The organism is Rhodococcus sp. MALMAid1271 (genome assembly GCF_049195265.1).
Taxonomy (GTDB): Bacteria; Actinomycetota; Actinomycetes; order Mycobacteriales; family Mycobacteriaceae; genus Rhodococcoides.
Map to the genome: position 1 here is coordinate 1 of NZ_JBMIRQ010000114.1, position 13,124 is coordinate 13,124.

A 13,124-nucleotide genomic window follows, 5' to 3' on the forward strand; every position below is an offset into this window, starting at 1 on the left:
CGCATCCAACTCACCATACGAAAGCACCCGAGAACCAGAAACCACCGCAACACCACCAGCACCGGCAACACCCACCGCACCAGCGAACAACTCCGGCAACACCACACCCGCAACAGACCGCGGACCACGAACCGGAGCAAGTCGCGCACGTTCTGCGGTGGACAGCAGGTCCACGTCGCCGATCAGCAGACCCGGCTCGTCGAGGAATGCATCGAGAACTCGCACGATGCGGCGGCCGAACTGAGCGATGCCGGAGGCGTCGAACAGTTCCGTGGCGTAATCGAAAGCGACAGAGATCGTGTCGGATTCGTCGACGGTGACGACGAGGTCCATTTCGACTCCGTCGCGTGGCAATTCGGCAGCACCGAATCGGAGCGCAACCTGAGCCAGCGGACTGTGGGACTCGGACCGGGCCAGGCCGAGCGCTGTGACAACTTCTTCGAACGTCACGTCACTGTGTGCCAGGGATGCGTCGAACTCCGCGGTCGACACATCGATGAAGTCGGAGAACGACTGCTGCGGGTTGGGGTTGGTCCGCAGGACGACGGTGCCTCCGGTGCCGGTAGACACAGCGATGGACACATCATCGGTGGTGGCCAGTCGCGAAAGTAGTACGGCCAGAACGGATTCGAACACCACGAACCGAGTGGTGGCCCTGTCGGTCGCCAGCCGCTCCAGGGCAGCCCAGGAGGCGGATCCGACGGTGATCTCGTGCGATGCACGAACGTGACCGATACGTGCGGGCCGCGGCCGGTCGGTGGGAAGATCGAGTAGGTCCGGAGAGTCGGCCAGGCGATCGGTCCAGTAGGCGAGCTGAGCGGCAGCGCGGCGACGTCGCTCACCTTCGCGCGCGCTGTCCGGGTGCACGTCGCCGACGACGACGTCCGTCCCGGCTGCGATGAAGGCTTCGGCCATGTCGACGAAATTGGCGTGATGGGCCGTGAGATCGTCGTCGTCGTAGCGATTCGGGTTTGCTCGGAAGTCTACGAAAGTCCTTGCCGGAGAACCACTCTGGTAGACGTTGACCAGCAAGTCCTCGACCGGTCCCGAGGTCACGATGTTGAATTCACCGACGATCGAGCCCAGTGTGATCTGCTGGTGGAACAGCATCATGTTGACCATCGGGCCGGCGAGTTGCTTGTCGCTCCCCGAGGCCGACAGCTCGCGCCTGATGTCCTCGATACTGAAACGCTGGTGCCGAAGTGCACCCATCAGCTCGAGCTGTACCTGCTGCACCAGCTGGCCTACGGTGGCGTCCTCGGACACATGAATCGGAATCGGTGCGACGTTGACGAGCATCCCGCCGGACCGCCTGAGCAGCGCAGTGGTGCGAGCAGATACCGGAATGTTGACCAGTACGTCTTCTCGCCCGGTCATGCGGGACAGATAGCAGCCGAATGCGGCGATGAAAACGGCGGCGGCAGTGCCACCCTTGGTCGCGTCCGAACTTTCGAGTGCGGTGACCACGTCCGTGGGGAGAGCAATACTGCGCAACTTGCTGGCGGCGATCGTGCGACCGTCCGTGTTCGACAGAGATGCCCCGTCTTCGATGTCCGAGGCGCGGTCGACCCAGTACTTCTTGTCCGCCTCGAACCGCGTCGACGCACGATATTCCTGATCGAGCTCGTACAGTCGGCGCAGTTCGGCTGCCTTGTTGGGCGCGGGTTCGGTGTGCTCGACGGCGGCCGTGTAGAGCTCCGCCGTCCGGTTGACGAGTGTCATCGCACCGTAGCCATCGAGTGCGACGTGGTGGATCTTGCTGTACCAGAGGTTCCGCTCGTCCTCGACCTGAATGATCCAGCTCTCGGTCAGCGTGTCGTTTTCCATGTCGACCGGCTGCACGTAGTTGTGGTCGATCCACTGCAGTGCCGCGGTCATCGGATCGTCTTCGCCGCGCAGGTCCAGGTAGTGCACGGACTGGTCGATGGAGTGATCGACCAGCTGAATCGCTTCGCCGTCGATTTCGGCCAGTCGCAGGTAAGCGGATTGGAACTCGTGGCCGGCCTGTGCCGACGCTTGCTGCAGGAGCGCTATGTCGAGGCTGCCGCGCAGATCCACGTACTGGGCGATGCAGACCGCGACATCAGGGGCGAGTTGCTGCGCGAACCACATACCGCGTTGCGCGGATGAGAGAGGGAAGCCGTCTTCGAAGCCAGTGCCGGACGGGGGCGTCTGAGAACCGCCGGTGATTGCTGCGCGCATTCACTTACCCTTCGACGGCACGGTCATGCCTACGAAGGTCGACGTCGCGTCGATCGACTCGGAACTCACGGTCCCGTTCGGGGTGTCGAGCCGCGGCTGCTTGTGCGCGCGATTGAGCAATTCTGGCTTCCGTTCTGATCTACGTTCGTGTCGATTCACACGCTCGATGGCTTGACAGGGCTCGTATTCATTCGTCGCGCGCTGTCGACCGGATTGAAACCGGTACGCGCCCTGGTTTTACCGCCTGTATCGAACTTTCGGTTCGTGGAACAACAAGGTGTCGGTGTGCGATTTTACCGTCGTCTGCGACACGAGCTTTCCTCCCCGGCCAGGTAAGCGGCCCGAACACGAATGTCGGGCCGATACGTCGATCCCACAACCACGTGCAGGCGCTGCTCTGCGCCCGCCACCCACTGAAACCACACCCGAATTCCGAGATCCGACACGTCCAGCGGCTTACAAAGATACAACATTGGGTCGAGTCTTTTGTGCAGTAGTCATAAGAAGCATCGGACTCCAGCTCCAGCCTGTTACAGCAGTGACCGTGTGCGCCAGTCGAGCATGCTCTATTCGATCGAATGAACGACAACCGAATTTCGAATGATCGTCCCGCCATCGACAATTACCGACTGGAAGATCGAAATAGTGCCTCGATTCCGACGTCGCGATTGTTCAGCCGGCCTCCCGGTGCCTCCTCGCGAGCAGCGACGAGCCGAGCCCGACGATCGCTGCGAGGCACAGTGCGAGCTCGGATCCGAATCCGAGCCGAGTGGCCACCGTCTCCGTTCGACGCAGCTCTACACTCGATACCAGGACATCAGGGGTGAACAGAGGCGTCTGCTGCAGGACCGTACCGTCGGGACCGACGATGGCGCTCACGCCACTCGTTGCGGCCACCACGACAGTCCTCCCGTGTTCCACAGCCCGTACCCTGGACATCGCAAGTTGCTGGTAGGTCATGTCGGTGTCGCCGAAAGTCGCGTTATTGGTGGGGATGGCAATCAACTCTGCTCCCGAGGTCACCGATTCTTCGAGGGCCCGATCGAAAGCCACCTCGTAACACGTCGCTATACCCGTGGCTATTCCGGCGGCATGCACCACACCGTTTCCACTGCCGGGCACGAAATGTCCGGCCCGGTCGGCGTACTCGGAGAACAACCGAAAGAAACTTCGGTACGGCAAGTATTCGCCGAACGGTTGAATAATTTTCTTGTCGTGCCGCTCGCCGGGGCCGTCCGTGCCGTTCCACGCAATCACGGAATTCGAGTTGGTGCCGTCCTTATTGACCAAAACCGTTCCGACCAGGATCGGCGCGCCGACAGCGACCGAGGCCTGTGTGATCAAAGTCGCAGCGTCAGCGTTCCTCAAAGGGTCGATATCCGACGCGTTCTCAGGCCACACGACGAGATCCGGAGCAGGTTGCCTGCCGGCATCGACGTCGGCGGCCAGCGCCAGTGTCTCCCGCACGTGATTGTCCAGAACTGCTCTGCGCTGTGCATTGAAATCCAGGCCGAGCCGAGGAACGCTTCCCTGCACCGCAGCAACCGTCACCATTCGTTCGCCGTCCGCCGCGTCGTTGGTGGGCAGAGTCGGCAGTACAGCCAACGCCACGATCGACGCCGCGGCCGCCGCGGCGACAGGACCGAGGAATGCTCGTAGGCCGCCCCGCCGCATACTCGCCAGAGCCAGCGCGGCGAGCCCTGTTCCGGTCAGCGCCACCCCGAAGCTGAGCAGGGGTGCACCGCCGATGCTCGCCAGCGGGAGCAGCCACCCTTCGGGTTGGCCGAAGGCCAATCGCCCCCAGGGAAAGCCCCCGAAAGGGACACTCGACCTCAACCACTCGGTCAGGCTCCACACCAGCGCCATCGACAGCGGCCACCATGAACTACGCGCCGTGAGCACCCCGAGGACCCCGAACAGCCCGACGAACACGGACTCGGCGGCGGCCAGGGCCAACCAGGGCATCGGCCCCACGTACACACCGATCCACGGGAGCAGTGGAACGAAGAAGCCGAGCCCGGCGGCATATCCGTAGCCGAACCCTGCCTTCAGCGACACCGATCTCCTGCCGCCGAAGCCGGTCAACACCGCCGCGAGCACAGCAATACCGAGCGGTGCCAAAAACCACAGCGTTCGAGGAGGGAAACTGGCAAAAATCAGCGCACCGGCCAGCACGGACGCAAGAGTCGACACTGCTGCCCCGCGCAGCCGCCCGCCCCGCGTGCGGGACTTCTCCGGTGCCGAAACGACATCACTGCTCATGAATGACCTGCCCGCGATGCACGGTCAACGAGCACCGCGGGCTCTCGGACGATTCGTCGAGGCTGGGCAGCGGTGATACTCGCGCCCGCGGATCCGTCGACCATCGTTGAACGCTGTCCTTCGGAGCTCGTACGACGAGTTCGTCGACATCCCACACCGCGAACGAGGCCGGAGCGCCCGGCACCAGAGTGCCGGCCAGTCCGTCTCGGACTCCGCCTGCGCGCCACGCTCCACGAGTCGCGGCCGCGAAGGCGGCCCGAGGCGAGACCGCGCTGCCGGGCGTCTTGTGGTTCACGGCCGCTCTCGTCGTCGCCCACGGGTCGAGACGAGTGACCGGCGCGTCCGAACCGAAGGCGAGTGAAACCCCCGCGGACGCCAATCGGGCGAGCGGATGCAGGGCGGCTGCGCGTTCGCCGCCCAGACGCTCTGCGTACAGTCCGTCCGAACCGCCCCAGACCGCATCGAACATCGGCTGCACACTGGCGATCACGCCCCACGAGGACAACAGGTCGGCCTGCTCCGGTGTGACCATCGACAGATGTTCGAGCCGGTGCCCGCAGGCAGCAACGGCGGGCGTTCCCCATTCGGCGACCACACGCGAGAAAGCCGTGACGGCGGCCGTGACGGCGGCGTCGCCGATGACGTGGAATCCGGCTTGAACGCCGACTGCGGTACAAGCCGAGATGTGCGCTGTCAGTGCATCGACGTCCTCGTAGGACACTCCAGATCCGGGGCTGTCCGCGTATGGCGAGGACAACCATGCAGTCCGTGATCCGAACGATCCGTCCACGAAGATGTCGCCGGCCAAACCGTGGGCACCGGTATCGGCGAGCAGCTGCCGCGCCCGCTCGGCCGTGTCGACCACTTCGCCCCAGTAACCGCGTACTTCGACTCCGTGATCGGACTCCATCACCGCGCGGAAGTCGTCGAGTCCCGACACGATCGGGCCCGCGCACTCGTGCACGGCAACGATTCCATGCGCCGCCGCATGGTCCAGCGCTGCAGATCGGGCGCGTCGCCGGGTGTCGGCGGTGATCATCGACCGGGCGGTCAGCCGTGCAACGTGGTGAGCTGCAGCGGTGAGAGGCGATTGGGCCGAGAATCCAGTGCTGGTTTCGATAGCCGGCGCGACCGCCCGAAGTGGAGTCGACACGGCTGCCGAATGCGAATCGACCCGAGCCAGGTACACCGGCCGTCCCGGCGCGGCTGCGTCCAGATCGGCCGTCGACGGTGCGCGGTGTTCGGGCCAAGCCGCATCATCCCAGCCGTGCCCCCACACGAGCGCGTCCGAAGAGGACAGCGCGTGCTGGGTGAGCTCGCGCATGCACTCGCCGAGAGATCGGCAATGCGACAGATCCAATCCGATCAGCGACAGCCCCAGATCGGTGAGGTGCACGTGTGTGTCGACGAAGGCCGGTGCGACGAAGGAACCGCCCAGGTCCGTCACCGTCACCCCCGGATGAAGTGCGCGGCCCGTGCGATCCTCGCCGATCCAACTGACGACTCCGTCGGTCACGGCCATGGCGGTGGCATCGGAGGCCGTCGGGCTGTAGATCCGTCCGCCGCAGAACAATTCGGTGGTCACGAAGAACCAGTGTGCCCCTACCGGTGCGGCTTCCGGAAATCCCCTTCCGTGCGATCGAACCGGTCGGCTTCGATCACTTGTCCTTCGAGAACCAGTGCCGAATCGGCAGTACTCGACGCGCGATTGCCCACATCCTGGTGGTCGTCGAGGACCTCACCGTCGATGACGGTGGGGCGCATGCGGCGTGTCGCGGTCGAAACCTGAGGCAACCAGCGTGCCGCAGCCCACATGACCGCGGGTCGCAACAGCCACCTGGTCGGCGGGATCAACAGCAGCAAGCCGATCGCGGTGGTCACCAGCCCCGGCACGAACATGGCGACCGAGCCCGCCGCGAACAGTGCTCCGTCCGCCACCGCGCCGCCGGTCGGCCGCTCCCCCCGTGATGCACTACGCAGACCGTCCAGTACGCGCCTGCCTTGCGAGCGCACCAGCAAGGATCCGATCAGCGACCCGCCGATCAGCAGCAGTACCGTCCACAACACCCCCACAGCGCTACCGACGGCGACGAGTGCGGCGACCTCGATGACGACATAGACAACGAACAGTGCGAGCATGGCGGTCCTTTCTTCGCTTGACCCGTACAACGCTCGGGCCGTCGAAATCGCTCCCGCAATGCCCCGTTTGCCGGGAAATTCTCAGGAACCCGGGCGTACGAGGCCGGTCTCGTACGCCAACACGACGGCCTGTACTCGGTCGCGTACGTTCAGTTTCGTCAGAATCCGTCCGACGTGTGTCTTCACCGTCGCCTCGGACAGGTGTAGCGCCGACGCGATCTCGACGTTGGACATGCCGGTCGCCAAATGCACCAGCACCTCCCGCTCACGTCCGGTGAGTGCGTCGAAAACCGAAACATCGGTGGTCGGTACGGACTGGGCGACGAACCGCGAGAGCAACCGCTTGGTGACCTTCGGCGACACGACGGCATCGCCCGCAGCCACGCTTCGGATGGCCGAGACCAAATCATCCGGTGGCGTGTCTTTGAGCAGAAAGCCACTGGCACCCGCGCGCAGTGCTCCGAGCACGTGCTCGTCGAGGTCGAAGGTGGTCATCACCAGAACCCGCGCGGTGGAGCCGGATTCGGTGATCGCACGGGTCGCCGAAACGCCGTCCATCCCGGGCATGCGGACGTCCATCAGCACCACCTCCGGTGCCAGACCGGCCACAGCCTCGATGGCACCGGCACCATCGGATGCCTCCCCCACCACCTCGATGTCGTCCTGGGCTTCGAGCACCATGTTCAGCCCCATGCGCATCAGTTCCTGGTCGTCCACGACGACAACGGTGATCGGCACCGACCCAACTTAGCCCTCACTCGATCGGCAGAGTTGCCCGGACGAGCCAATTGCCGTGTGACGTTCGACCGGCGTACAGCGTTCCCTGCAGTACGGCCACTCGCTCCCGCATCCCGAGCAGGCCGTGTCCCCCGCCGTCTGCGGACGTCCCTGCTCGCGCGCCGGTCCCGTTGTCGCTGATCTCCACGGTGACGGCCTGTTCTTCGCGGACCACTTTGACGACGGCTCGTGGAGCGTGACCGGCATGCCGTAGGACGTTGGTCAGCGATTCCTGGACCAACCGGTGCACACCGAGGCTGATCGCTGGGCTGATGTCGTCGAGGTTCCCGGTTTGCTCGAGTTCGACGTTCAATCCGGCGCGGCCCATTATTTCGACGACGCGCGCGAGTCCTGCCGTGCCGTACAGGGGCATGTCGTCCGAGTCGGGAGACGTGCGCAGCAACGCCACAGTCCGGCGCAATTCGGCGAGAGCCAGCCGACCTGTCGCGGAGATGTTGGCGACAGCTTGTTCCGCGCGTTCGGGATTGCGTCTGATGTTGTATGAGGCCCCGTCGGCCTGGACCACCATGACGCTGACACCGTGCGCTATGACGTCGTGCAGTTCACGCGCGATACGGGTGCGTTCGGCGATCACGGCTTCTTCGGCGCGGCGGTCCCGGTCGTACTCGGCAACGATCAGCCTCGCCTCGGTCGCTTCGTCATAGGCCCGTCTGGCCCCGAGGAATTCCGCCGCCAGCCATGACAGCGCGTAGAAGAGGGCGCTGAAGGTCAGCGTGGTGAAGATCGGCTGGTCCAGCAACAGCGTCGACGCAACGGTGTACGCGGTGAGTGCCGCTGCGAACACGGCACCCTGAACTCGGCCCACGTACGCGACCAGTGTGTACAACATGATCGGAAGAGCGAGCGTTGCCGGGTGACCGTTGGACGTCTCACCTGCCATCGAGCCGGCTACGTCACACACACTCGTGGCCACCAGACTGATCGCCGCTATCGACCGAGGAAATCGGCGCCGCCACGCAATGGGAACCGACAGCACCAGAGCGAACGCCAGAAACAGCGGTCCGTTCACATCGTCGACCGAGCTGACGAACACCAGCATCTCGACGACGAACAGTCCCGCTGCCAGAAGTGCATCGGCGACGAAGGGCTGCCCTCGGAGCCACAGGCTGAAACGGCGCATGTGATTGAGTTTGCCGTATGACCGCTGCCGACTGGGGACTGCTGATGGTGGCCGCGACAGCGGCCGGTTGGGTGGACGCCGTCGTCGGTGGCGGCGGCCTCATCCTGCTCCCGGTGATCCTGCTCGTGGCACCCCAACTGACCCCACAAGCTGCGTTGGCGACGAACAAGGCCACTGCGATCTTCGGTACCGTCGCCGCCGTCGTGACGTTCGCACGAAAGGTGTCGCTGAACTGGACCGTGTTGGTTCCTGCCGGAGTCCTTGCCGCCGTGACCTCAGCTGCTGGAGCCGCTGCAGTGTCGTTGATCGACCGCGACCTGTTCATCCCGGTCATCATGGTCGTGCTCGCCGGAGTGGCACTGTTGGTGACCCTACGGCCGACCATCGGTCTGAGCGCGGCACCGTCGCCGCCGACGCATCTGAAGGTGCTGATCGTGACGGGACTCGCCGCCGCAGCAATCGGTTTCTACGACGGCATCCTCGGGCCCGGCACCGGCACGTTTCTCATCATCGTGTTTGCAACGATGCTCGGTACGGAGTTCGTACGCAGCGCCGCGATGGCCAAGGTGATCAACGTCGGATCCAACGTAGGAGCCCTCACGTTCTTCGCCGTCACCGGCAGCGTCTACTGGCAACTCGGAGCTGCCATGGCGGTGTGCAACGTCATCGGTGCCGTCTTGGGCTCGAGAACAGCTGTCGCCAGAGGTGCCGGGTTCGTCAGAATAGTGCTGCTCGTCGTCGTGCTGGGGATGGTCGTCCGCCTGGGCTGGCAGCAATTCGGCTAGCGTCTGCGATGTGACGAGACAATCGGACAGGTCGGTGGACGCCGACTTCCTGAACCTCCCCTTGCGTGCCCTCGCGGACGCGGCACTGACTGCCGCACGAACGGCGGGAGCATCCCATGCCGATGTGCGCGTACAGCGCTTGACGACCCAGTCGATCTCGCTGCGCGACGGTTCGGTGCAATCCGCCGTCGATGCCGGCGAGATCGGGCTCGCCGTGCGTGTGGTGGTCGACGGCACCTGGGGGTTCGCGTCGCACGCGGAACTCGGCACGGACGCGGCTGCGTCGACGGCCAGGAAAGCCGTCGAGGTGGCGACATTCCTGCGGGCCCTCAACCGCGAACGCGTCGAACTCGCCCCTGAACCGGTGTACTCCGACGCGACGTGGGTGTCGGACTACGACGTCGATCCATTCGACGTATCTACCGCAGACAAGGTGGGGCTGCTGGCGGAATATTCGTCTCGGCTGGCCGCCTCGGACGGGGTCGATCACGTCACGGCCACCGTGATGCAGGTCAAGGAGCAATCGTTCTACGCCGATCTGGCAGGCAGCAGCATCACGCAGCAACGGGTGCGACTACATCCCCAGTTCGAGGCGACCACCGTCGACCGATCCGCCGGTGCGTTCGAAACGATGCGAACTCTCGCACCGCCGGTCGGACGAGGCTGGGAATATCTCGGCGAGAACAGCAGCTGGGACTGGGCCGAGGAACTGGCCCGAATTCCCGAATGGTTGGCAGAGAAGGTGAAGGCCCCTTCCGTGGTCGCAGGACCGACCGACCTCGTCATCGACCCGACGAATCTGTGGCTCACCATCCACGAATCCATCGGTCATGCAACGGAATACGATCGCGCAATCGGCTACGAGGCCGCGTACGCAGGCACCTCGTTCGCGACCCCCGATCAGCTGGGAACGTTGCGATACGGGTCGCCCATCATGCACGTCAGCGCCGACCGGACCGAAATCAACGGGTTGGCCAGCATCGGCTACGACGACGAGGGCGTGGCTGCACAGAAGTGGGACCTGATCCGCGACGGAGTGCTGGTCGGTTACCAACTCGATCGGGTCTTCGCCCCCCGGCTCGGGTTGGAGCGATCCAACGGATGCTCGTACGCAGATTCGCCCCATCACGTGCCGATCCAGCGGATGGCCAATGTATCCCTGCACCCCGATCCCGACACCGACCGAAGCACGGCCGACGTCATCGGGGCGGTCGAGAACGGCATCTACGTCGTCGGCGACAAGTCCTGGTCGATCGACATGCAGCGCTACAACTTTCAGTTCACCGGTCAACGCTTCTACCGTATTCGCAACGGCGTGCTCGACGGCCAGGTGCGCGACGTCGCATACCAGGCGACGACCACCGAATTCTGGGGCTCGATGGAACTACTCGGCGGACCGTCCACGTGGCGACTCGGCGGTGCCTTCAACTGCGGCAAAGCGCAGCCCGGGCAGGTCGCGGCCGTCAGCCACGGCTGCCCGGTAGCGCTGTTCCGCGGCGTCAACGTCCTCAACACCCGATCGGAGGCCGGTCGATGATCGCCGCACAGCTGTTGGTCGAACGCGCTCTTGCCTGCTCGAACGTCGACGACGCGATCGTGATCGTCACCGACTCCAGCGATGCAACTCTGCGTTGGGCCGGTAATTCGATGACCACCAATGGAATTGCCATCTCCCGACGCTGGGAGGTGGTCTCGATCGTGCGTGGTGCGGATACGGCAAGAGTGGGCACCGTGTCCTCGACGAGCGTCGACCCGGCGGATATCGAGGCCGTCGTGCGCGCCAGCGAATCGGCGGCGCGGTCGGCCGAGCCCGCCGATGACGCGATGCCCTTGCTGCCGCCGTCGGACTCGGTCGGTTCGGAGAACTGGGATCGCGCCGCGCAACATACCTCGATCGACGTGTTCGGTTCGCTGGCAGCGGATTTGAACGTCGGGTTCGATGGCCGCGACGCCTTGTACGGGTTCGCTCAGCATCGGGTCGACAACGTCTGGCTCGGTACCTCGACCGGTCTGCGCAGAACATTCACACAGCCGACCGGATCGGTCGAGATCAACGGCAAGCGAGCGGGCGCGAGCGCATGGGTAGGCGCTGGAACCACCGACTTCGAGGACGTCTCGACTCCGAGTCTGCTGGCCGAGCTGTCGACTCGGCTCGGCTGGGCACAGCACACCGTCGAGTTGCCGGCCGGCCACTACGAGACCGTGCTGCCTCCGTCGGCCGTGGCCGATCTGATGATCTACCTGATGTGGACCATGGAAGGTCGCGGAGCGCAGGAAGGTCGCACCGCTCTCTCGCGTGCAGGCGGAACCCGAGTGGGCGAGCAGCTGACCGAGCTACCGCTCACGTTGTACTCCGATCCACACGCAGCCGGTCTCGAGTATGCCCCGTTCGTGGTTGCGGGTTCGTCGAGTGATGCGCTCTCGGTGTTCGACAACGGCATGGACATCGACCGGGTCGACTGGGTGCGCGAGGGATCGATTGCAGCGCTGTCCTATCCACGCGCAGCAGCGGAGAGGTTCGGAGCCTCCGTCGCGGTGCCGGGCGAGAATCTCGTCATGACGGGCGGCTCGGACACTCGTCTGGACAAGATGGTGGCCGACACCGAACGCGGCCTGCTACTGACGACGCTCTGGTACATCCGTGAGGTCGATCCGACCTCACTGTTGCTCACCGGATTGACCCGAGACGGCGTCTACGCCATCGAGAACGGCAAGATCAGCGGTGCAGTGAACAATTTTCGCTTCAACGAAAGTCCGCTGGATCTACTGCGCCGCGTGACCGAGGCAGGGGCAACCGAGGCGACACTGCCGCGCGAGTGGAAGGACTGGTTCACTCGCACAGCGATGCCGCCGCTACGCATACCCGATTTCCACATGTCCTCGGTCAGCGCTGCTCGCTAGCGTCGGCCCCGCATTTACTTGTCGGGCCCGGAGAGTTCGAGGGCTATGTTGTCCGGATCACGGAACTCGACGATGGACAGACCAGGACCGGCGTCCTTGATGCCCTCGTGCGCAATGCCCAACTCGTCCAGTGTCTTCACTGCATCTTCGAGCGCGGACCGAGTGGCCACGGTGAAGCTGAGGTGATCGAGCCCGCACCGATCTTCACCGAAGGTGTCGTCGCTCGGTGCTACCGGACGCAGGCCGAGCAGTCCTCCACCGAACTTGTAGATGACGCCACCGAACAGAAACCACAGTGCCTTCTTGGTCTCCTCGTCGGCATCGGGGTCCCAGGCGTAGGCGACTTCGAACCCGAATACCGCGTCGTAGAACGATCGGGATCGGTCGATATCGCTGACGGTGAGGCGAACATGGTTGTAGTCGGTGACTTCGATAGGCACGTGATGCTCCATTCCGGCAGCAGGGAAGCTACCTCAGGAGTCATTCGGAACCAGGCCGACGATCGATGGTGCCGATCTACTCGCCTCGGGCCGCGGTGATGGCCAGCCCGACCGAGCCGCTCTTGCCGCGTCGCAGCACGCTGCCCGTGACGACGAGCCACCCCAGGATGCCGTACTTCGATACGACAGCCGAGCGGGCCTTCTCGGTTTCGGCCGCACCGAGGATCTCGGCGACGGCGTCGACCGCATCACCCTGCGGATTGCCGCGCACGTCGCACGGTGCGATGGTGACCTTCGGGTTGCGGCGTATTCGTTTGACCTTCCACGAATCGGCAACGGTCCACATGAGCAGTCGGTTGCCGTCGACAGCGCCCCACAACGGAGTGGGCACCGCGGTGCCATCTTTCTTGAAAGTGGTCAGCAGTATGTACTTGCCCTGTGCAATGTCTTCGAAGGTGGCGACCATACCCGTCAGAA

General features: G+C 64.4%; 11 protein-coding genes. 3 read left to right on the plus strand and 8 right to left on the minus strand.

Annotation, left to right across the window (positions count from 1 at the left end; all coding sequences use genetic code 11):
- From ACOQFP_RS21790 to ACOQFP_RS21815, 6 genes are all read right to left on the minus strand, one after another.
- On the minus strand, positions 1-2,202 hold a 2,202-nt coding region (locus tag ACOQFP_RS21790; RefSeq protein ID WP_421585502.1), incomplete at its 3' end, for a condensation domain-containing protein.
- Positions 2,203-2,874: 672 nt separating this feature from the next.
- Entirely contained in the window at positions 2,875-4,464 is a 1,590-nt protein-coding gene (lnt, locus tag ACOQFP_RS21795) for an apolipoprotein N-acyltransferase (RefSeq protein WP_421585503.1), read from the minus strand.
- Positions 4,454-6,049, minus strand: coding sequence for an amidohydrolase (locus ACOQFP_RS21800; RefSeq protein ID WP_206488622.1), 1,596 nt, complete (start codon positions 6,047-6,049; stop codon positions 4,454-4,456). Before ACOQFP_RS21800 ends, lnt begins: the two co-directional genes overlap by 11 nt.
- Positions 6,050-6,066: 17 nt before the next feature.
- The gene (locus tag ACOQFP_RS21805; RefSeq protein WP_341244643.1) at positions 6,067-6,603 is read right to left on the minus strand and encodes an FxsA family protein; all 537 of its coding nucleotides are present in this window, start codon (positions 6,601-6,603) and stop codon (positions 6,067-6,069) included.
- Between the two features lie 81 nt (positions 6,604-6,684).
- A complete protein-coding gene (locus ACOQFP_RS21810) occupies positions 6,685-7,341 on the minus strand; it encodes a response regulator (RefSeq protein ID WP_206488620.1) in 657 nt (218 codons plus the stop codon).
- 16 nt (positions 7,342-7,357) lie between these two features.
- Positions 7,358-8,521: a sensor histidine kinase gene (locus tag ACOQFP_RS21815; RefSeq protein ID WP_206488619.1), complete on the minus strand. Its 1,164-nt coding sequence runs from the start codon at positions 8,519-8,521 to the stop codon at positions 7,358-7,360.
- Between the two features lie 17 nt (positions 8,522-8,538).
- Here ACOQFP_RS21815 and ACOQFP_RS21820 point away from each other — a divergent pair, with 17 nt between their 5' ends.
- From ACOQFP_RS21820 to ACOQFP_RS21830, 3 genes are read left to right on the plus strand one after another with little or no spacing between them, the layout of a single operon-like run.
- Entirely contained in the window at positions 8,539-9,306 is a 768-nt protein-coding gene (locus tag ACOQFP_RS21820) for a TSUP family transporter (protein ID WP_206488618.1), read from the plus strand.
- A gap of 10 nt (positions 9,307-9,316) precedes the next feature.
- Positions 9,317-10,843, plus strand: coding sequence for a TldD/PmbA family protein (locus ACOQFP_RS21825; protein ID WP_341244641.1), 1,527 nt, complete (start codon positions 9,317-9,319; stop codon positions 10,841-10,843).
- The gene (locus ACOQFP_RS21830; protein ID WP_206488616.1) at positions 10,840-12,207 is read left to right on the plus strand and encodes a metallopeptidase TldD-related protein; all 1,368 of its coding nucleotides are present in this window, start codon (positions 10,840-10,842) and stop codon (positions 12,205-12,207) included. The genes ACOQFP_RS21825 and ACOQFP_RS21830 overlap by 4 nt, the downstream gene beginning before the upstream one ends.
- 14 nt (positions 12,208-12,221) lie before the next feature.
- On the opposite strand, the gene ACOQFP_RS21835 is transcribed toward ACOQFP_RS21830, so the two are convergent.
- Positions 12,222-12,647 carry a VOC family protein gene (locus ACOQFP_RS21835; RefSeq protein ID WP_421585504.1) on the minus strand — a complete coding sequence of 142 codons (426 nt, stop codon included), beginning with the start codon at positions 12,645-12,647 and terminating at the stop codon, positions 12,222-12,224.
- A gap of 76 nt (positions 12,648-12,723) precedes the next feature.
- A complete protein-coding gene (locus ACOQFP_RS21840) occupies positions 12,724-13,113 on the minus strand; it encodes a PPOX class F420-dependent oxidoreductase (RefSeq protein ID WP_421585505.1) in 390 nt (129 codons plus the stop codon).
- Positions 13,114-13,124 lie beyond the last annotated feature (11 nt).